The 20,186-nt window shown below is 64.6% G+C and carries 15 protein-coding genes; 9 read left to right on the top strand and 6 right to left on the bottom strand.

Annotated features, from left to right (window positions below; genetic code table 11):
- From ACVMK0_RS01985 to ACVMK0_RS01970, 4 genes are all read left to right on the top strand, one after another.
- Positions 1-1,323: a hypothetical protein gene (locus ACVMK0_RS01985; RefSeq protein ID WP_476464121.1), complete on the top strand. Its 1,323-nt coding sequence runs from the start codon at positions 1-3 to the stop codon at positions 1,321-1,323.
- The gene (locus ACVMK0_RS01980; RefSeq protein WP_476464120.1) at positions 1,310-3,136 is read left to right on the top strand and encodes a DEAD/DEAH box helicase; all 1,827 of its coding nucleotides are present in this window, start codon (positions 1,310-1,312) and stop codon (positions 3,134-3,136) included. The genes ACVMK0_RS01985 and ACVMK0_RS01980 overlap by 14 nt, the downstream gene beginning before the upstream one ends.
- Positions 3,133-3,987 (top strand): protein NO VEIN domain-containing protein, encoded by an 855-nt coding sequence (locus ACVMK0_RS01975; RefSeq protein ID WP_476464119.1) that lies wholly within the window; start codon positions 3,133-3,135, stop codon positions 3,985-3,987. Before ACVMK0_RS01980 ends, ACVMK0_RS01975 begins: the two co-directional genes overlap by 4 nt.
- A gap of 275 nt (positions 3,988-4,262) precedes the next feature.
- On the top strand, positions 4,263-5,105 hold the full coding sequence (locus tag ACVMK0_RS01970; RefSeq protein ID WP_476464118.1) for an inositol monophosphatase family protein: 843 nt from the start codon (positions 4,263-4,265) through the stop codon (positions 5,103-5,105).
- Positions 5,106-5,172: 67 nt separating this feature from the next.
- Here ACVMK0_RS01970 and ACVMK0_RS01965 read toward each other — a convergent pair whose 3' ends face one another.
- Positions 5,173-5,934: an EAL domain-containing protein gene (locus ACVMK0_RS01965; RefSeq protein WP_476464117.1), complete on the bottom strand. Its 762-nt coding sequence runs from the start codon at positions 5,932-5,934 to the stop codon at positions 5,173-5,175.
- A gap of 157 nt (positions 5,935-6,091) precedes the next feature.
- On the opposite strand from ACVMK0_RS01965, the gene mutS reads away from it, so the two are divergent.
- The 3 genes from mutS to ACVMK0_RS01950 all read left to right on the top strand — a co-directional run bounded on the left by mutS (position 6,092) and on the right by ACVMK0_RS01950 (position 11,132).
- Positions 6,092-8,887, top strand: coding sequence for a DNA mismatch repair protein MutS (gene mutS, locus ACVMK0_RS01960; RefSeq protein WP_476464116.1), 2,796 nt, complete (start codon positions 6,092-6,094; stop codon positions 8,885-8,887).
- 63 nt (positions 8,888-8,950) lie between these two features.
- On the top strand, positions 8,951-9,649 hold the full coding sequence (locus ACVMK0_RS01955) for a protein-L-isoaspartate O-methyltransferase family protein (RefSeq protein ID WP_045534594.1): 699 nt from the start codon (positions 8,951-8,953) through the stop codon (positions 9,647-9,649).
- Between the two features lie 13 nt (positions 9,650-9,662).
- Complete coding sequence (locus ACVMK0_RS01950; RefSeq protein ID WP_476464115.1) at positions 9,663-11,132, top strand: TolC family protein; 1,470 nt, start codon at positions 9,663-9,665, stop codon at positions 11,130-11,132.
- Between the two features lie 59 nt (positions 11,133-11,191).
- Here ACVMK0_RS01950 and ppsA read toward each other — a convergent pair whose 3' ends face one another.
- Positions 11,192-13,582 (bottom strand): phosphoenolpyruvate synthase, encoded by a 2,391-nt coding sequence (gene ppsA / locus ACVMK0_RS01945; RefSeq protein WP_476464114.1) that lies wholly within the window; start codon positions 13,580-13,582, stop codon positions 11,192-11,194.
- Positions 13,583-13,800: 218 nt separating this feature from the next.
- Here ppsA and ppsR point away from each other — a divergent pair, with 218 nt between their 5' ends.
- The gene (ppsR, locus tag ACVMK0_RS01940) at positions 13,801-14,607 is read left to right on the top strand and encodes a posphoenolpyruvate synthetase regulatory kinase/phosphorylase PpsR (RefSeq protein WP_476464113.1); all 807 of its coding nucleotides are present in this window, start codon (positions 13,801-13,803) and stop codon (positions 14,605-14,607) included.
- 73 nt (positions 14,608-14,680) lie between these two features.
- Here the strand turns inward: ppsR and ACVMK0_RS01935 are convergent, their stop codons facing one another.
- Positions 14,681-15,544 (bottom strand): transglycosylase SLT domain-containing protein, encoded by an 864-nt coding sequence (locus tag ACVMK0_RS01935; RefSeq protein WP_045534586.1) that lies wholly within the window; start codon positions 15,542-15,544, stop codon positions 14,681-14,683.
- 348 nt (positions 15,545-15,892) lie between these two features.
- Here ACVMK0_RS01935 and ACVMK0_RS01930 point away from each other — a divergent pair, with 348 nt between their 5' ends.
- The gene (locus tag ACVMK0_RS01930) at positions 15,893-17,362 is read left to right on the top strand and encodes a putative nucleotidyltransferase substrate binding domain-containing protein (protein ID WP_476464112.1); all 1,470 of its coding nucleotides are present in this window, start codon (positions 15,893-15,895) and stop codon (positions 17,360-17,362) included.
- Between the two features lie 78 nt (positions 17,363-17,440).
- On the opposite strand, the gene ACVMK0_RS01925 is transcribed toward ACVMK0_RS01930, so the two are convergent.
- The 3 genes from ACVMK0_RS01925 to ACVMK0_RS01915 form a co-directional block, all read right to left on the bottom strand.
- A complete protein-coding gene (locus ACVMK0_RS01925; RefSeq protein WP_476464111.1) occupies positions 17,441-19,060 on the bottom strand; it encodes a sodium/solute symporter in 1,620 nt (539 codons plus the stop codon).
- A 1-nt stretch (position 19,061) separates the two neighbouring features.
- Positions 19,062-19,331 (bottom strand): hypothetical protein, encoded by a 270-nt coding sequence (locus ACVMK0_RS01920; RefSeq protein WP_476464110.1) that lies wholly within the window; start codon positions 19,329-19,331, stop codon positions 19,062-19,064.
- Positions 19,332-19,497: 166 nt separating this feature from the next.
- Positions 19,498-20,178: a histidine phosphatase family protein gene (locus ACVMK0_RS01915; protein ID WP_476464109.1), complete on the bottom strand. Its 681-nt coding sequence runs from the start codon at positions 20,176-20,178 to the stop codon at positions 19,498-19,500.
- Between the last annotated feature and the right edge of the window lie 8 nt (positions 20,179-20,186).

The following is a 20,186-nucleotide window of genomic DNA, read 5'->3' as shown; positions in this document are numbered from 1 at the left end:
ATGCCCGATACCCAAAACCCGTCTGCAGCTACTGGCTCCCGTTTTGGCTGGCCCAAACCCAAAAGGACTGAGGAGTTCACCAAGCTATTTGCCAAGACCAGCGGGGCCACTGAGCGTGTCGTCTTTCAGGGCAAGACTATCGATATTCCGATCATTCGAGTGCCGATTGATCTGCCGAAATATCGAATGGTCAACGGCAGAACCGCCTCACTCCAAGCCGAGTATCTGGCTAAAAATCCCAAAGAACGTGCTGATCTTTTCTCAGGGGACCCAGAGCTTTGGGAGGCACAGGAAGCCCAACACAACCTTCTGATTCATCTCACGAAACAGGCTGATCTCGCTGGATTCTTTGATGACCCAGCCAACAAGCAGGTTAACCCCATTTTGCTGGATGAAAATGGTTTTGTTGTAAACGGAAACCGTCGCCTTGCTTCTTGGCGGCATCTGCTGCACAAAGACCCGGGCAAGTACGCACACTTTCAGCACATCGATATCGCAGTTCTGCCCCACTGCGAAGAAAAAGAGATCGATCGACTGGAAGCCCGGCTTCAAATCACAAAGGACATCCGTGCTGATTACAGTTGGGATGCCCAAGCCAACATGATGCTCGCCAAACAAAAGCGAGACAATTTCTCCAACAAGGAGCTTGCTGAGCTTTACGACATGAAGGAGTCGGAGGTTCAGCTTCTCTTTGACATGAGGGCTTATGCCGAAGAGTTCTTGAAATCCCGTGGCAAACCCAACCACTGGTCTTTGGTAGCCGACTCTGAGTTTGCCTTCAAGAAAATCGTTGCTGCACGTGGAAAGATTTGCAGTGTCGGCAAGCAGCAGATTTTTAAAGAGGCTGCTTTTATTTTGATCGACAAACCCGAGGAAGCGGGAAGCCGTTTGTATGAGGCCATCCCCGCTGCCCTAGAAAGCATCGATGAGATCCGCACCAAGCTACTAGAAGCCTTCAAGGTAGAGCCTGCAAAGGAGGCACCGGGCGGTATCGATGATCTATTCGGTGGTGTGCCCACTGCTGCGGGTGAAGACCCTAGGGACATACCCCTATCCCAAGAGATTCAGAAGCCCGAGAACGTTGATGCCGCTCGAAAGATCATCGTTGAAGTCATAGAGAGCCAAAAGCAGCTTCAAAAGGATGCCAAGAGTGCAAGCTACCTTTTGGACTGCTGTGCCAAGGCCCAAGCCGCTCTAACTGCTGCCGTAAAAGAGGGCCTACGCCCTGAGTCCAAGACTGAGGGGGTCATCAAGCAACTTGAAGCCATCCAGGCGCAGTCGGACAATATCCGCGCTTTTGTAGAGAAGCATGCTAAGCATTGACTACCGGGAAGTTGATCGCAGAGCCGTTCTCACCTGGGAGGGCTCTGATGAGGCCGCTCCTTGGTTTGATGTCATCAAGCGGCTGATCATCGATTCCACAGACGATGCAACACAGGAAGCAGCACACCTGCTCTCGCTTCCTTGGTGGAATTTCATCGCACTGAGAAATCGGTTCGGTGGGATTTGTAAGGGCTACAACCTAGTGCCCGGTAGCACTCTGGGTGTCAGTGATCATGCGACCAACCTGCTGAGGCAGTCCAGACGGGCAGCAGACGGCTACCATCTTGCGATGCAGACTCACTCGGTTGATGAGCAGGATCTGCGTGCAAAGCTCAAACTGCTGGGATTCGGTCGCACGCTTACAGAAAAGCAAGCTCGGAACGTGTGCCGAATTGCGGCCCTTCCTGCGGGTGCCACCTTCTCTGTGCCAGGTGCCGGCAAAACCACAGAGGCACTAGCCACCTTCTTCTACCGGGCAACCGATGATGAGCGTTTGCTTGTCATCGCCCCGAAGAACGCCTTTGCCGCATGGGATGAACAGATGGATGACTGCATGCCCCATCTGAAAACTCAGTTCACGCGCTTGCGTGGTGGCAAAGAAAAGATCGCAAAACTGATATCAGATGACCCCCGATGGATGCTCATCACCTACCAGCAGCTAGCACGTGTGCCCGATCTGATCTCTGCACACGTGGCCCAGTTCAAGACACACGTATTTCTAGATGAGAGCCATCGGATCAAAAGCGGTGTTGGAAAGCAGACGGCCCGTGCGGCACTGGGGCTAGCTCACTTGCCCGTTGGCAAGCTGATCATGTCCGGTACACCCATGCCTCAGTCCACTGAGGATTTGATTCCTCAGTTCGCGTTTTTGTACCCCGAGATTCCGGCTAACGCTGACACGGTGGTGGATATGATGAAGCCCATCTACGTGCGGACCAACAAAACAGAGTTAGGGCTGCCACCTGTAGACCGGGTGATGGCTCAGCTTCCGATGGCACCCATGCAAAGTGAACTCTACAAGCTCATGAAGTTTGAGGTGGCTCGCGATGCAGCCAGTGCCCTCAACATCCGAAGCAAGCAGGCTTTCAGGAGCCTTGGCCGCTCGGTGGCCCGCCTTCTGCAATTTGTCTCGAACCCAGCTCTCCTCTCCTCTGAGCTTGGGTTTGCTCACCCCGATCTCTTGGCCGCAGTGCTCGCAGAAGGGGATGGCCCCAAACTCAAATATGTTTTGAAGCGTGCCCGTCAGCTTGCACGTGAAGGCCACAAGGTCCTGATTTGGTCATCCTTTGTTCGGAACGTGGAGTACATCGCTGGGCGTCTTGCAGACCTTGGAGCCGTCTACATCCACGGGGGTGTAGATGCCGGGGAAGAAGATGACGATGAGACCCGTGAAGGTAAGATCAAGCTCTTTCACGATGATCCCAATGTGCGGGTGATGGTGGCAAACCCTGCTGCAGCCAGTGAAGGGGTGAGCCTGCACCGCATATGCCATCACGCCATCTACCTAGATCGAACCTTCAACGCTGCCCACTACCTACAGTCAGAGGATCGCATCCATCGGTTCGGGCTGCCAGCCGATCAGAAGACCACACTTGAGATCGTGGAGTGCTTGGACTCGGTGGATGAAACCGTCCGGATGCGGTTGAACTTGAAGATCGGGGCAATGGCCGAGGCGCTCGAAGACTCTTCGTTGAAGCCTGATCCCATCGCACTCGATCCGACCGACATTGAAGACTATGAGGAGTACAGCACCGGCCTCTCCTCGGAAGACATTGAGGCACTGCTGCGAGACATCAACAAGGCCCAGTCATGATTGCGTTCTCCCCAGGTCTCGCACAAGGCTGCTTCGATCTTCTGGGCATCGTCAGCAGGCAGAAGCTCTCCTTCGTGGATATCCATTCCTCGTTTGCCTACCTTGGAAGCATCCCCACTGCCAAGGTCCTAGAAACGGCCCAAGCACTCAACTGGCTGCAAGCGGATAGCCTCGGCACTGCTGAGCTTTCGCCCACCGGAAGCCGCCTCTTTTCGATCACCGGGTATGAAGCCCAGTTGAGGCAGGCACTACTCGACTACATCGACATCGAGCGACCCAGCTGGATCCAAAACGCGAGCTTTGGCCGCAGTCGTGTCCTCGTGTTTGCTGGCAGCCAGATCGCACAAGTCTTCTCAGAGGCTGGGCTTGCCAATGGCACAGATGAGGCCGTAGTGGCCTTTTGGGATGCACTGGCTGCAAGAGCCAGAGGCCAGAGGGACGATAAGATGAACCAGATCGGACGGGTCGGCGAACGTCTGACGATCCAGTTTGAGACAGAGCGAACTGGCAGAACCCCGAAGTGGATTGCCATCGATAACAACGCTGATGGCTACGATGTTCTCTCGGTGGTCGATGCTACGGACCACAAGCAGCTCACCATCGAGGTGAAGACCTCAACTCAAGGGACATTTGGCTTTGCCGTGCTCACTCGCAACGAGTGGGAGTTGGCTATGGAGTCCGATGCTCATGTCTTCCACCTGTGGAACCTGCGAGATCCGGCCACCCCAAAGCTAGCAATTGTGAACAACCAAAAACTTTTGGATCACTTGCCACATGATCAAGGCATGGGCTCATGGGACTGCACCAAGATACCCTTTGCGGCCTTTAAAGACCACTTTGCTTTGATGTAGCATCCCCGATGACTGTATAAACTCCAAGCGTCATCCGTTGTTCATCGCCGAGGCGGCTGGTTGATCTCATGGGGCTGGGGCGCTGGGGGCAGTTGGCCGATTTTTGGCCGCGCAGCGGACGGCATGAGGCCGGCTGCCCCCAGCGCCCCAGCCCCTACCCCACCGACGCACCGCCCCATGCCGCACAGGCTGGCCCCACCTCCCCCAGCCCCAGCCCGCTAAAATGGCCTACTTCCTGCGGCCATCGCGCCCCCACCCTGCGCTCCTACACAACCATGACCTCTCCGCACCTGCACCCCATGCTCAACGTGGCCATTAAGGCCGCGCGCGCTGCCGGCAACCTGATCAACCGCGCCGCGCTCGACATCGAGGCGGTGCGCGTATCGGCCAAGCAAACCAACGACTACGTCACCGAAGTCGATCAAGCGGCCGAGCAAGCCATCATCGCCACGCTGCACGAGGCCTACCCCGACCACGGCCTGTGGGCCGAAGAATCGGGCCGGCGCGAGGGCAAGGGGCGCGACCGCGCCTTCGTCTGGATCATCGACCCGCTCGATGGCACCACCAACTTCATCCACGGCTTTCCGGTCTATTGCGTCAGCATTGCGCTGCAGGTGCACGGCAAGCTCGAGCAGGCCGTGATCTACGACCCGACGCGCAACGACCTGTTCACCGCCACCCGCGGCCGCGGCGCCTACCTCAACGAGCGCCGCATCCGCGTGGCCAAACGCACCCAGTTGAGCGACTGCCTGGTGAGCACCGGCTTTCCGTTTCGGCCCGGCGACTCGCTGCCGCACTTCATGCAGATGCTGGGCGAGGTCATGCCCAAGGTGCGCGGGGTGCGCCGCCCAGGCTCGGCCGCGCTCGACCTGGCCTACGTGGCCGCTGGTTTTGCCGACGGGTTTTTCGAGACCGGCCTGAGCCCTTGGGACGTGGCCGCCGGCGCGCTGCTGGTGACCGAAGCCGGCGGTCTGGTGGGCAACTTCAGCGGCGAATCCGATTTTCTGGAACGGGGCGAATGTCTGGCCGCCAATCCGCGCATCTACGGCCAAATGGTCAACCTGCTGCATGGCTATAGCCGGATTGCGCCACCTGCGCCCAAAGCCAGCCCAGCCTGACCCGAGGAATCCCGGTTTCCAGCAACTTAGGGCTTCCAGCGAACGCAGGCGGAACCAGCGGCGCCATCTAGCCCGCTGGCCAATGCACCGCTGGCAGTTTCTCGTAGGCCGGGCGTGCAAACAGATAGCCTTGCATGTAGGGCACACCCATGCCGCGCAGGGTCTCGAATTCGGCGACGGTCTCGATGCCTTCGGCCACGACCTCGATCTGCAGCGCCTGGCAGACCCCCAAAATGCCGCGCACGATCGCTTGGCGCACTTGGTCGCTGTCGATGTGGCGCGTCAGGTCCATGTCGAGCTTGATCAGGTCGGGCTGAAACTCGGACAGCAGGTTCAGGCCCGAGTAGCCGGCACCAAAGTCGTCGATGGCGGTCTTGAAGCCCTGGCGTTTGTACTCTTTGATGATGCGCTTGAGGTGCTCTTTATCGACCAGGCGTTCGTTTTCGGTGATTTCAAAAACCAGTTGCTGGGTTGGAAAGCCGCACTGTTGTGCCGCTTGCAACGTCGCACGGATGCAGGTGGCGGCCTCATAGACCGCGTTGGGCATAAAATTGATGCTCAGGCGCGCCGTTAGCCCCAAGCGAGCAGCCAATTCGACCGCCTTGACGCGGCAAGTCTGATCAAAAAAGTAGCGGTTGTCGTCGTTGACACGATCCAGCACCTCGGCCGCCGAGCCGCCAGCTTGTGCCCTTACCAAGGCTTCGTAGGCATAGACCTGCTGCGTGCGCACATCGACGATGGGCTGAAAAGCCATGCTGAAATCAAAGTCCAGCGGCGGACGGTCTTGGCACTTGCGGCAGGCGGGGTGAGGAGGAATCAATTCTTGCATGGTGAATATCTTACACACCTAGCCAAGCTAGCATCAAAACAAATACGACACCCCAAGCTGCTGCCATAGCTTCAAGGCGGCTTTTTTGGCCCGAAGGCCCGCCCAGGCCATGCCGCCCAGCTCTGAATGCGCGCGCACGCAGGCAAAATCAGCCCCCATGAGCAACCCTCACCCTTTGGCCGCCAGCGCCGCCGAGCTCAGCGCGCACACGCCCATGATGCGCCAGTACCTCGCGCTCAAGGCCCAACACCCCGACGCCTTGCTGTTTTACCGCATGGGCGATTTTTACGAGCTGTTCTACGAGGACGCACACAAGGCCGCGCGCCTGCTCGACATCACCCTGACGCGGCGCGGCCAGTCGGCCGGCGAGCCGATCCCCATGGCCGGCGTGCCCTTTCATGCGGCGCAAAACTACTTGGCGCGGCTGCTCAAGCAGGGCGAGTCGGTGGCCATTTGCGAGCAAGTGGGCGACCCGGCCACGGCCAAGGGACCGGTCGAACGCCAGGTGCTGCGCGTGCTCACCCCCGGCACCCTGACCGAGGCCGAACTGCTGCCCGACAAAGCCGAGCCGGTGCTGCTGGCGCTGCACTGGGGGCCGCGCCAGACGCTGGGCCTGGCGTGGCTCAACCTGACGCTGGGCGAGCTGCAGCTGGCGCAGTGCCGCAGCGACGAGCTGCCCACTTGGGCGGTGCGCATCGGGCCCAGCGAGCTGCTCTACAGCGCCGACTTGGCCGATTCCAGCACCCGCGAGCTGCAGGCGCTGCAGCGCCAGTGGCCGGCTCTGGCAGGAGGCACGGGCGCGGCCGGGCCAGCACGCCTGAGCCTGGCAGCGCGCCCGGCCTGGGCCTTCGATAGCGCCTTGGGGCTGCGCAAGCTGTGCGCGCAGTTGCAGGCCGCCAGCCTGGCCGGCTGGGGCGCGCAGGATTTGCCGCTGGCCCATGCGGCCGCCTCGGCGCTGCTGGACTATGCCGAGCACACCCAAGGGCGGGCGCTGGCGCACCTGGCCACCCTGCGCGTGGCGCGGCCCGACGAACTGATCGAGCTGCCCCCCAGCACCCGGCGCAACCTGGAGCTGACGCAGACCCTGCGCGGCGAACCCAGCCCGACGCTGTTTGCGCTGCTCGACAGCTGCCAGACCAGCATGGGCAGCCGGCTGCTGCGGCGCTGGCTGCTGGAGCCGCCGCGCAACCGCACGCCGGCCCTCGAGCGCCTGCAAGCCATCGGCGTGCTGCGCGAGCACCTGCAGCAGCCGCTGCGCCAGGCGCTGGCCGGCGCGGCCGACGTGGAGCGCATCGCGGCGCGGCTGGCGCTGCGCCAAGTGCGCCCGCGCGAGCTGGCAGGTCTGGCGCAGACGCTGCAGCGCGCCGCCGTGCTGGCGCAGCTGCTGCAAGGCAGCGCGGTGCCGCAGCCGGATCGCACCGTCCCACCGGCCGAATCCGCGCTGCTGACACGGGTGGCGCAGCACCTGATCCCGCCACCCGGCTGCGCCGACCTGCTGCAGCGCGCCCTGCTGCCCGAACCGGCGGCGCAGCTGCGCGAAGGCGGCGTGATCAACCACGGCCACGACGCCGAGCTCGATGGCTTGCGCGCCCTGCAGTCCAACTGCGACGCCTTTTTGCTCGAGCTCGAGGCGCGCGAACGCGCGCGCAGCGGCATTGCCAACCTGCGCGTGCAATACAACAAGGTGCACGGCTTTTATATCGAAATCACCCAAGGCCAGCTCGATCGGGTGCCCACCGACTACCGGCGCCGCCAGACCCTGAAAAACGCCGAGCGCTTCATCACCCCAGAGCTCAAGGCCTTTGAAGACCAGGTGCTGAGCGCCCAAGAGCGCGCCCTGGCGCGCGAAAAATGGCTCTACGAGGCGCTGCTGGAACAGCTGCAACCGTACTTGAGCGCGCTCACCGAACTGGCGCGCGCGCTGGCCACGCTCGACGCCCTGTGCGCGCTGGCCGAGCGCTCGCTCACGCTCGACTGGTGCGCGCCCGAGTTCAGCCTCGAGCCCGGTATCGAAATCCGTGCCGGCCGCCACCCGGTGGTGCAGGCGCGGCTGGCCGAGAGCCACACCGCCTTTACCCCCAACGACACCGTGCTCGGCCCCAAGGCGCGCTTGCAGATCGTCACCGGCCCCAACATGGGCGGCAAATCCACCTACATGCGCCAGGTGGCGCTGATCGCGCTGCTGGCCAGCATGGGCAGCTACGTGCCGGCGCAGCGCTGCCGCTTGGGGCCGCTGGACGCCATCCACACCCGCATCGGGGCCGCCGACGATCTGGCCAACGCCCAGTCCACCTTCATGGTCGAGATGAGCGAGGCGGCACAGATCCTGCATCGCGCCAGCGCGCACAGCCTGGTGCTGATGGACGAGATCGGCCGCGGCACCTCGACCTTTGACGGCCTGGCGCTGGCCAGCGCCATCGCCAGCCACCTGCACGACAAGGTGCGCGCCTGCACCCTGTTTGCCACCCACTACTTCGAGCTCACCCGCTTCCCGGCCGAGCACGCCGCCGCGCTCAACGTGCACGTGAGCGCGGTCGAAAACGGGCGCGAGATCGTGTTTTTGCACCAGATCGAGCCTGGCCCAGCCAGCCGCAGCTACGGCGTGCAGGTGGCGCGGCTGGCCGGTGTGCCCGCCGCCGTGCTGCAGCACGCGCGCCAGCTCTTGCACGCGCTCGAGGCGCACAGCGCGGCGGCGCAGGCGCAGCTCGACCTGTTTGCCACCGCATCCAGAGCCGCCTTCGAAGCCGCCGAACCCGATTCGGCCCCAGACGCGCAGCCCCCTGCCCCCGCGGCCGCCGCTGCACCGCCCCCAAGCGCCCTCGAGCAAGCCATGGCCGCGCTCGACCCCGACGCCTTGAGCCCGCGCGAGGCGCTCGAGGCGCTGTACCGCTTGCGCCAGCTGCTTGGGGCTGAACTGCTCGGGTCTGGGGCTGCGCTTGGCCCCCAAGCCTGAAAACAAGCAGACCGTCCGCTAAAATCGCCTGCAAACTTACCCTCTGCCCCCTTGGAGTCTGCCATGAGCCCCGCCCTACCCGCCTTCGACTTCGAACAAGCCCGCTTCAACATGATCGAACAGCAGATTCGGCCTTGGGAGGTGCTCGATGCGCGGGTGTTGCAGCTGCTGGGCCAGCTCAAGCGCGAAGATTTCGCCCCCGCCCCCTACCGCTCGCTGGCGCTGGCCGACGTTGAAATCCCGCTGTGCCAGCCGGCGGTCGAAGGCGCGTGCATGCTGGCACCCAAGATCGAAGCCCGTGCGCTGCAAGATCTGGCCCTGCAAGACACCGACACCGTGCTCGAAATCGGCACCGGCTCCGGTTACATGGCCGCGCTCATGGGCCGCCTGAGCGCGCGCGTGCTGAGCTTGGAGATCGACCCGGCGCTGGCCGAGCAGGCGCGCCAGAAGCTGCACGCCGCCGGCATCGACAACGTCGAGGTGCGCTGCGCCGACGCCGCCGCCCAGCGCTGCGCCGCCTGCGGCAGCAACGCCCCCTACGATGCGATTGTGCTCAGCGGCTCGGTGGCCGAGGTGCCCGCTGATCTGCTGGCCTTGCTTAAGACCGGCGGGCGCCTGTTTGCCATCGTCGGTCAAGAGCCGATCATGCGCGCCACCTTGGTGCGCCGCACCGGCCCGGCCAGCTACTACACCGAGCAGCCGTGGGACACCGTGGCCCCGCGACTGCGCGGCTTCCCCGAAGCCCCGCGTTTCCAGTTTTGATCCGCCCCTAGCCATGAACCCCCTGCGGCGCGCCCGCTCTAGCGCATTTAAACGGGCGCCGGTGGCCTGCGCCTTGGCTGGCTTGCTGGCCGGATTGTTTGCGCTAGGCAGCGCCCAAGCCCAGAACCTACCCGAGCTCTTTGCCGCCGCACGCGCCCACGACGCCAGTTTTGAGGCCGCACTTGCCCAATTTGAGGCCGACCGCGCCCGCGCCGCCCAAGCCCAAGCCGGCGTGCGCCCCAGCGTGGCTTTGAGCGGCGGCGCTTCTTGGACGCACCGCGACAGCAGCCTGCCCGGGCCCGACCGCCTGCTCAACCAGCAGCAGCTCACCTTGGGCGCCAGCCAGCCGCTGTTTCGCCCGGCCAACCAACTGGCGCTGCAACAGGCGCAATGGGCCTTGCAGGCGGCGCAGGCGCGCTTGCAAAGCGCTGAGCAAGACCTGATCGTGCGCACCGCCCAAGCCACCTTCGACGTGCTGGCGGCGCAAGACCGGCTGCGCTTCATCGAAGCGCAACAGCAAGCCGTGGCCGAGCAGCTCGCCGCCGCCCGGCGCATGTTCGAAGTCGGCGCCACCACCGTCACCGACGTGCGCGAGGCGCAGGCGCGCTTCGACCTCGTGCGCGCGCAGCAGATCGCCGCCGCCAACGAGCTGCAGGTGAACCAGCTCGCGCTCGAGCAACTGGTCGGCCGCAGCCCGGTGAGCCCGTGGCACCTGCCCGAAGGCGTGGCCCTGCCCGCGCTGCCGGGTTTGCCCGGTGCCCCTGCTGCTACCGCCACCACCCCAGCCGCCGGCCTAGGCACCACACCCGCTGCTACCTCCTCCCCTGCAGCATCGCCCACCACCGCCCTGCCCAGTTGGGTCGAGCGCGCGCAAACCGCGCACCCCTTGCTGCGCCAGGCCGAGGCCGGCTTGCAGATCGCCGCACTCGAGGTGCAGCGGGCGCAGGCCGCGCGCGGCCCCACCGTCGATGCCACGGCCCAGCTCCAGCTTGCCCGCAGCCCCAACCCGGCACAGCCGGCCAGCGGCCACGTGCGCCAGCGCGATGCCAGCGTCGGCATCCAGTTCAACCTGCCGCTCTACAGCGGCGGTGCGCTGCAAAACCGCATCGAAGAAGCCGTGGCCCTGCACACCCGCGCCCGTGCCGAGCTCGACGCAGCCCAGCGCAGCGTCACCCAAGCCACGCGCAGCGCCTACCTCGGTGTGGCCTCCGGCATCGGGCAGGTGCAGGCGTTGCAAGCCGCGCAAGCCTCCAGCCAGAGCGCGCTGGATGCCAACCGGCTCGGCCTCGAGGTTGGGGTGCGCATCAACCTCGACGTGCTCAACGCCCAAAGCCAGCTCTTTGACACCAAAACCCAGCTGGCGCGCGCCCGCTACGAGGTGCTGCTGGGCACCCTGCGCCTGCGCCAAGCCAGCGGCGTGCTCAGCGCCGACGATCTGCAACCCATCGCCGCGCTGCTGCGGGCACCACAGCCCAAGCACTAGGCGAGGGGCCGGGTAGGGGCGGCTCTCGCCCCCCCCCACCATGAGCGGCTAAAGCCCCCTCACTGCGCCAACTGCTTCCAAGTCTCGATCACGGTGTCGGGGTTGAGCGAGATCGAGCCGATGCCCTGCTGCAGCAGCCAGCGCGCAAAGTCGGGGTGGTCGCTCGGGCCTTGGCCGCAGATGCCGATGTACTTGCCCTGTGCGCGGCAGGCCTGAATGGCTTGCGCGATCAGCGCCGTCACCGCCGGGTCGCGTTCGTCGAAGTCCTGCGCCAGCAGCTCGAGCCCAGAATCGCGGTCCAGCCCCAAGGTGAGCTGGGTCAGGTCGTTGGAGCCGATCGAAAAGCCGTCAAAATACTGCAAAAACTGCTCGGCCAAAATGGCGTTGCTAGGTATTTCGCACATCATGATCAGCTTGAGGCCGTTGACGCCGCGCTTCAAACCAAAGCTGGCCAGCAGCTCCACCACCTGCTCGGCCTGCTTGAGGGTGCGCACAAAGGGCACCATCACCTGCACGTTGTCCAGCCCCATGGGCTCGCGCACGCGCCGGATGGCCTCGCACTCCATGGCAAAGGCCTCGCCAAAGTCGGCACTCAGGTAGCGCACCGCGCCCCTGAAGCCCAGCATCGGGTTTTCTTCGTCGGGCTCGTAGCGGCTGCCGCCCACCAGTTTGCGGTACTCGTTGCTCTTGAAGTCGCTCAAGCGCACGATCACCGGCTTGGGCCAGAAGGCGGCGGCGATGGTGGCCACGCCCTCGGTCACTTTATCGACGTAGAACGCGCGCGGGCTGGCGTGGCCGCGAGCCACGGATTCGACCGCTTTCTTCAGGTCGGGGTCGATCTGCGGGTAGTCGAGGATCGCCTTCGGGTGCACGCCGATGTTGTTGTTGATGATGAACTCGAGCCGCGCCAGCCCCACGCCGGCGTTGGGAATCTGGGCAAAGTCGAAAGCCAGCTGCGGGTTGCCCACGTTCATCATGATCTTCAGGTCGAGCTCGGGCATGGTGCCGCGCTGCACTTCAGAGATTTCGGTCTCCAGCAGGCCGTCGTAAATGTGGCCGGTGTCGCCCTCGGCGCAGCTCACGGTCACCAGGGTGCCGTCCTTGAGCGCCTCGGTGGCGTCGCCGCAGCCGACCACGGCCGGGATGCCGAGCTCGCGCGCGATGATGGCGGCGTGGCAGGTGCGCCCGCCGCGGTTGGTGACGATGGCGCTGGCGCGCTTCATCACCGGCTCCCAGTTCGGGTCGGTCATGTCGGTCACCAGCACGTCGCCGGGCTGCACCTGGTCCATCTCGCTGATGTGCTGCACCAAGCGCACCGGCCCGGTGCCGATTTTTTGCCCGATGGCGCGCCCCGTGGCCAGCACCGCGCCCTGGCCCTTGAGCTGGTAGCGCAGCTCCACCTGGCCGGCGGCCTGGCTCTTGACGGTTTCCGGGCGCGCTTGCAGGATGTAGATCTGGCCGTCGAGCCCGTCTTTGCCCCATTCGATGTCCATCGGGCGGCCGTAGTGGCGCTCGATCACCAGCGCGTAGTGGGCCAGCTGCAGCACCTCGGCCTCGCTCAGGCTGTAGCGGTTGCGCTGCTCCACCGGCACCTCGATGGTCTGCACCAGCTTGCCGCTGCGCGCTTTTTGCTCGGGCGTGGCAAACACCATCTGCAACAGCTTGGAGCCCAGGTTGCGCCGGATCACGGCCTGCTTGCCGGCTTGCAGCATCGGTTTGTGGACGTAAAACTCGTCTGGGTTCACCGCCCCTTGCACCACGGTTTCGCCCAGCCCGTAGCTGCTGGTGATGAACACCACGTCCTCGAAGCCCGACTCGGTGTCGATGGTGAACACCACGCCGGCCGCGCCCAAGTCGGAGCGCACCATGCGCTGCACCCCGGCCGAGAGCGCCACCTCGGCGTGCGCAAAACCCTTGTGCACACGGTAGCTGATGGCGCGGTCGTTGTAGAGGCTGGCAAAGACCTCTTTGATTTTGTGCAGCACATCGTCGATGCCGTGCACGTTCAAAAAAGTTTCCTGCTGCCCGGCAAACGAGGCGTCGGGCAGGTCTTCGGCCGTGGCCGAGGAGCGCACCGCATAACTGGCTTGGCTGCTGGCGCCATCGAGCTGCGCAAAGGCGGCGCGTATCGCCTGCTCGAGCGCCGCCGGCAGGGGCTGCGCCTCGACCAGGGCGCGGATTTCGGCCCCGCACTGCGCCAGCGCGCGCACGTCGTCGGTGTCGAGCGCGTCGAGCTTGGCCTGGATGCGCTGGTGCAGATCGTCGGCGGCCAAAAATTGCCGGAACGCGTGCGCCGTGGTGGCAAAACCGGTGGGCACGCGCACGCCTTGCGGCAGCTGCGAGATCATCTCGCCGAGGCTGGCGTTTTTGCCACCCACGGCCTCGACGTCGGTCATTCTGAGTTGCTCGAAGGGCACGACCAAAGCGGTCGGGTCAAACAGTTGCGACATGATGCAGGGCTCCAAAGTTAAAAAACCGGTCAACCGCCCACGGCTGGCCACAGCGCGCAGCGTGCGGCGCGCGGCTGGCCGGGCGCTGGCGTGCACAGCCCGACCAGCGCCCCATCGTTCGTGGGGGCGGCAAGGACAGCTAAGCGAGCAACGGCGGGGCCCGGCGCCGGGGCGGGATAATGCGTGGATTGTAAAACCCGCACCCTGTGTCGCACCGCATGTCGCACCGCACCGCCTTTTTTGTTTCCGACGGCACCGGCATCACCGCCGAAACCTTTGCCAAAGCCATCTTGGCGCAGTTCGAGATCGAGCCGCGCCGCGTGCGCCTGCCCTTCATCGACGACGCCGACAAAGCGCACCAGGCGCTGCGCCAGATCAACCACGCGGCCGATGTCGATGGCCGCCGGCCGCTGGTCTTTACCACCGTGGTCAACCCCGATGTGCTGCAGGTGCTGCACGGCCACTGCAAGGGCATGCTGATCGATATGTTCGGCACCTTCATCGCGCCGCTTGAGCACGAGCTTGGGATCAAGTCCAACCACCGCGTCGGGCGCTTTTCTGACGTCGCCAAAAGCCGCGAGTACCACGACCGCATGGAGGCCATCAACTTCACGCTCGACCACGACGACGGCCAAACCAACAAAGACCTGGCGCAGTCCGACGTGATTTTGGTGGGCGTGAGCCGCAGCGGCAAGACGCCGACCTCGCTCTATCTGGCGCTGCAGTTTGGCCTCAAGGCCAGCAACTACCCGCTCATCCCCGAAGACTTCGAGCGCCGCCAGCTGCCACCGCCGCTGCTGGCGCACAAGAAAAAGCTCTTTGGCCTGACCATCGAGCCCCAGCGCCTGAGCGAAATCCGGCACGAGCGGCGCCCGAATTCGCGCTACGCCAGCCTCGAGAACTGCCGCTACGAGGTGGCCGAAGCCGAAGCCATGATGCGCCGCACCGGCATCCGCACCCTGTCCACCACCAGCAAATCGATCGAAGAGATCGCCACCCTGATCCGGCAAGAGCTGGAGCTGTGAGATCTGGATCTGTGTGGGCAGGCGTCGAATGCGCGCCAGCAACGGCACAGGTGCCGTGCCCAGCGCTCAGCGCTCAGCGCTGCGGCGGCCAGACGTGCAGCGGGGCGCGGTAAAAGTTCAGGATGCGGCGCACGTAATCCTGCGTTTCCCGAAACGGCGGGATGCCGCCAAAACGGTCCACCGCGCCTTCGCCGGCGTTGTAGGCCGCCGCCGCCAGCGCCACGTCGCCATTGAAGCGCTCCAGCAACCAGCGCAAGTAGCTCAGGCCCCCGCGCACGTTTTGCTCTGGGTTGAAGGGGTAGCGCACGCCAAAGCGGGCGGCGGTTTCGGGGATGAGCTGCATCAGGCCCATGGCGTTTTTGGGCGACACGGCGCTGGGGTTGAAGTTCGATTCGGCCCGTGCCACCGCCAGCGCGAAGCGGTAATCGACTTGGAAGTGCGGCGCCAAGCGCTGGATCAGCTCGGCGTAGCGCTGGCGCTCGGGCGGCAGCGCGTCGATGAAACGATGCACCACCTCGAAGGGCACCACCGCCTCGGCCACCGGCGATGCGGGGGCCGCTGGTGCGGCCGCAAGGGCGAATTGCGGTGCGGCACCTGTCAGCAGACAATCGGGCACCGCCTCGGCAAAGCCGGTGTGCATCACGGCCAGCACGGCCTGCTCGTGCCCACCCTGCGCCGCCATGGCCAGCAACGCGCGCCCCTCGAGCCGGCCTTGGGCATCGATGCGCTCCAAAAACAGCCGCCCCAGCCGGTACTGGGCCTCGGTGCTGCCAAAACGCGCGGCCGCGCAGTAGCGCTCGGCCGCCAGCAGCACCTCGCCGCGCTGCTGCGCCGCGAAACCCTGCTCGATCCAACGCGAAAGCTGCGGTGCTTCGTCGGTCCAGGGCGGCGGCCCCAGGGGGGGCAAATGCGCCGCGCCTGCCGCGGGGGTGGGCAACGCTGCAGCAGACAGCGATGGCTGCAGGACAGGAGCGGGCGTGGCAGCCCCCGCACCGGCCGCAGCACCCAGCAGCCCAAGCAAGAGCCAAACCCCAGCCCATGCCCGCAGCGCACGCGCCGCGAGTGGGGGTGGCTGCGTCATGGTGCGGACCTCGTTTGCCGATGAAGCAAGCGGGCCCAAAGAGATTGGGGAACGCTGGGCATGGGGTTTTCCCTGTCTGTAGCTGGTTGTGACATTGTCACCCAATCCCGGCCGACCTGCGCCACTCTGATAAAAATTCCAGCCAGCAGCCACGGATACGGCCTGGGTTTAAGATGCGGTTTTGGGTATTCCCCGCGCACACGCATGAACATCCAGACCGACCCCACCCCCACGCCCGGCAGCGACGCCACCACCACCCTGATCACCACCCCGGCGCGCAGCCTGCTCAAGCGCGCGCCGGTGACGCTGCCGCCGCAAACCCCGATCATCGAAGCCGCGCGCCTGATGCGCGAGCACCGCATCTCCTCGGTGCTGATCGTGCAAGACGGGGCCCTGTTTGGCCTCATCACCGACCGCGATCTGCGCAACCGCGTGGTGGCGACCGGTCTCGATACCTCGCGCCCGATCTTGGAGATCGCCACCCTGGCGCCACTGACCATCGACATCGAACGCCCGGCCTTCGATGCGCTGCTGCTCATGGCACGCCACAACATCCACCACGTGCCGGTGCTCGACGGGCAGGCCGTGGTGGGCATGATCACCGGCAGCGATTTGAACGAGCGCCAGAGCAATTCGGCGGTCTATCTGGCCGGCGCCATCTACAACCAAGACTCGCTGCAAGCACTGGTGCAGACCAGTGCGCGCATCAAGCTGCTGCAGCAAAGCCTGGCCGCCGCCGAAGCCAGCGCCTACAGCACCGGCCACATCGTGAGCGCCATCACCGACGCCCTGAGCGCGCGCCTGCTGCAACTGGGCGAATTGCAATTCGGCCCGGCGCCGGTCGAATACGCTTGGGTGGCGGCCGGCTCGCAAGGGCGCAACGAGCAGACCGCCAAGTCGGACCAAGACAACTGCATGGTGCTGGCCGACGACTACGACCAAGCGCAGCATGGTGAGTATTTCAAACAACTGTCGCGCTTCGTCTGCGACGGGCTCGATGCCTGCGGCTACGTCCATTGCCCGGGCGAGATGATGGCCATGACCGACCAGTGGCGCCAGCCGCTGCAAAAGTGGCGCGGGTATTTTCACCACTGGATCGCCTTCCCCGAGCCCGAGGCGCTGATGCTCACCGGCGTGTTTTTCGACCAGCGTTTCGTCTATGGCAAGGCGGCCCTGATCGATGAGTTGCGCGCCGAAGTGGTGCAGCGCACCCGCGGCAACAAGAGCTTTTTGGTGCCCTTGGCCGGCAACGCGCTGCAGCGCCAGCCGCCGCTGAACTGGCTCGGCAACATCAGCCTCATCAAAGGCGGCGCGCACGAGGGCTGCGTGGACCTGAAGATGCAGGGCATCGTGCCGATCACCGACATGGCGCGCTTTTATGCGCTCGCCGCGGGCTCGGATGCGGTCAACACCCGCGACCGGCTGCAGATCGCCGCCGACAGCGGCGCCATCACCGCCGAACGGGTGCGCGACCTGATCGACGCGCACGAGTTCCTGGGCACGCTGCGGCTGCAGCACCAGGCGCAGCGCATGTCCGAAGGCCACGCCGCCGACAACTACCTGCGCCCCGACGAGCTTTCCAACCTCGAACGCGGACACCTCAAAAACGCCTTTGCCGTGGTCAAGAGCGTGCAGGGTTCGCTGGCGCGGCTGTACCCGGTCAATCAGCTCTAAAACCCGCCTTGCGGCGGGCCGTGCATCCATAAAAAAACCCGCCTTGCGGCGGGTTTTCAAGCGGTCGTAAAGAGCGCTTTAGTTGCGGTGCGCAGCGGCGAGGAACTCGCGCGCGTTGCCCGTGTTTTTGGTCAGCAGGCTGACGAGGATGATGCTCAGCAGCGCGGCCGGTACACCGTAGAGCGCCGGGTTGCCCAGCACGCGGATGCCCATGATTTCAGGCACGTCCGAGAAGCGCGCGAAGGTGAACACCAGCGACACGATCAGGCCCACCACCAAGCCAGCAATCACGCCTTCTTTGGTCAGGCCCTTCCACCACACCGACAGGATCAGCACCGGGGCGAAGGTGCTGGCAGCGATGCCGAAGCACATGGCCACCAAGATCGCCACGTTCTGGTCTTTGAGCCAGATCGAGGCCAGCAGCGCGATCACCGTCAGCACCACGGCGCCGAGTTTGGCAAACACCAAGCGCTCGCGGTCGGTGCTGTTGGGGCGCAGCACGCCGGCATAGACGTCGTGCGACAGGCTGGTGGTCATCGAGATCAACAGACCCACCGAGGTACTCAGCATAGCGGCCATGGCGCCGGCAGCGATGATGCCCAGCACCACCTCACCACCCAGCTCCATGCCCAGCAGCGGGATCGCCATGTTGGTGGCGCGGCCGCGTTGGCCAGCTTGCAACATCTCGATCAGCGCCGGGTACAGGATCATCATGGTGGCAAAGCCGACGAACAGCACCGCGATGTAGAACACGGCCAAGCCGATGATGGTGATTTCGGCACCCTTCTTGGCGTCTTTGGCGTCTTTGACGGTGTAGAAGCGGATCAGGATGTGCGGCAGACCGGCGACACCCAGCAGCAGGCCCAGCACCAAGCTGACTTGGTTCCAGACGTCGGGGGTGGCAATACCGGGGGTGAGCGCATGCGGCAGGTTGGCAAACCCAGCGCGCACAGCTTCGGCGAGCACGAACGGGCCATAGGCGCCTTCGGGCGTAGGCGGCACCACCACTTGTGCCATCACACCTACGGCTTGCGTCGGCGGCACCGTAGTCATGGCCTGCGAAATGATAGCGAACGGGTTGCCGCCAAAGTAGACCAGGGCCGCCAGCACGAACAACAGCAGCATCGCCACCAGCAGAATCACGCCTTGGATGGCTTGGTTGTAGGTGGTGCCCATCATGCCGCCCAGAATCACCATCAGGCCCATGATGAACGCCGAGACGAACACCGTGACCATGTAGTCCCAGCCCAGCAGCAACTGGAACAGGTGACCCGCGCCCACGATCTGCGGCACCAGGTACAGCGTACCGATGACGACGGTGGTGAACATGGCTAGGAACTTGAGGCTGCGGCCGCCAAAGCGCCCGACCAGCACGTCGGCCACGGTGAACTTGCCCGAGCTTTTCAGCGGGCCAGCCAGCGCCACGAGCACAAAGATCCAAGCGCCAAAGAAGCCGATGGCAACCCACCAGCTGTCGATGCCGGTCAGGGCGATGGCGCCGGCCACACCCAGGAAGCTGGCGGCGCTGCAGTAGTCGCCGAACATCGCCCAGCCATTGAGACGCGGCGAAATTTTGCCACCCGCTACGTAAAAGTCGGTCGTGGTGCTGGTGTGCTTCTTGCCCCACCAGCTGACATAGACCACCGCGATCAGGCTGACGACCAGGATGGTAAAGGCAATCGGATTGTCAAAGCCCATCTCAATCCCCTTTGTCTTGGTTGAGGCACATGCGCGTCACCACCAGGCCGACGATGAACACCAGCAGGCCAGCGTAGAGCGCCAGCGGCATGCCAAGGATGTCGATCTGACCGATGGCGCGGAAATCGCGCGTGGCGATCACGGCCGCCGTGAAGTAGGTGACGCAAAAGATGGCCAACAGGCCGATGGCCGCGCCAAGCTTGCGCTTGATCGCGGCCTCGTCGTACACGGGGCCGGGCGGCGCCGCGCTTTTGGTACTGGGGTTTGTCATGAAGGGGGTCCTTTCTGAATCAGCCCGGGATGGGTCGAATCAACTCTGAAACGGCAGCTTGCGCAGCCGCGCCAGAACGCTGCCGAATCAAGGCCTAGCAACGCTCAGGCAGGCACTGTCGAACCCGAGCCTTACAGCCAGCTTATGCCGACGCCCAAAGCTCCCATTACCTAGGGTATGTCCTAGGAAAAACCCGCCAGCCACCAAAGGAAACGCTTGAGCGCGGCCACGATTGGGCTTGCGGCTCAGGACAGATCTGCGAGCTGGTGCTGCTTGGGCTGGACGTGATCGGACAGTTTGCCCCGGTTGACAGCGGCGCGCGCTGCGTCAGCCACTGCACGGCCTGCAACGTACCCGCATGACCGAGCCAGACTGTGTTGTACTCCGCCGCGGCCTGCCATGCGCGCCAAGCGGCCCCGACCCGCGCCAGCAACTGCCGCACCGTTTCGCCGCCACCGGGCGCGTGGTCGGAAAAATCGCGCACCCAAGCCGAGACCGCCGGCTCGCCAATGGCGTCCCAGCGCTGCCCTTCCCAGCCGCCGAAATCGAGCTCATCGAGGCGCGCATCGCTGCCGGCGCACTGCAGATCGGGGCGCAGGGCCAGCAGCGCCTGCGCCAAGGCACGGGTGCGCTGGCGGCTGCTGCTGCGCACCGTGGCCGCGCGCGGCAACCAGTCGGCCAGGTGCTGCGCCAAGCGCTGGTTGGCGAGCGGGTCGGCCGGCCAGTCGAGCCGGCCATAACAGCAGCCGCACACCGGGCTGCCGTCGGGGCGCACCGGCCGTGCATGGCGCACCAGCCACAACTGGCCGGGTTGCCCTGCGCCCGCGCTTAATGCGCCGCGATTCATGCCCCAGC

It is taken from the genome of Serpentinimonas sp. SSL01, from assembly GCF_056323735.1.
Note: the sequence above shows the minus strand (reverse complement) of the source record. Positions and strands in the feature narration are given on the sequence as shown.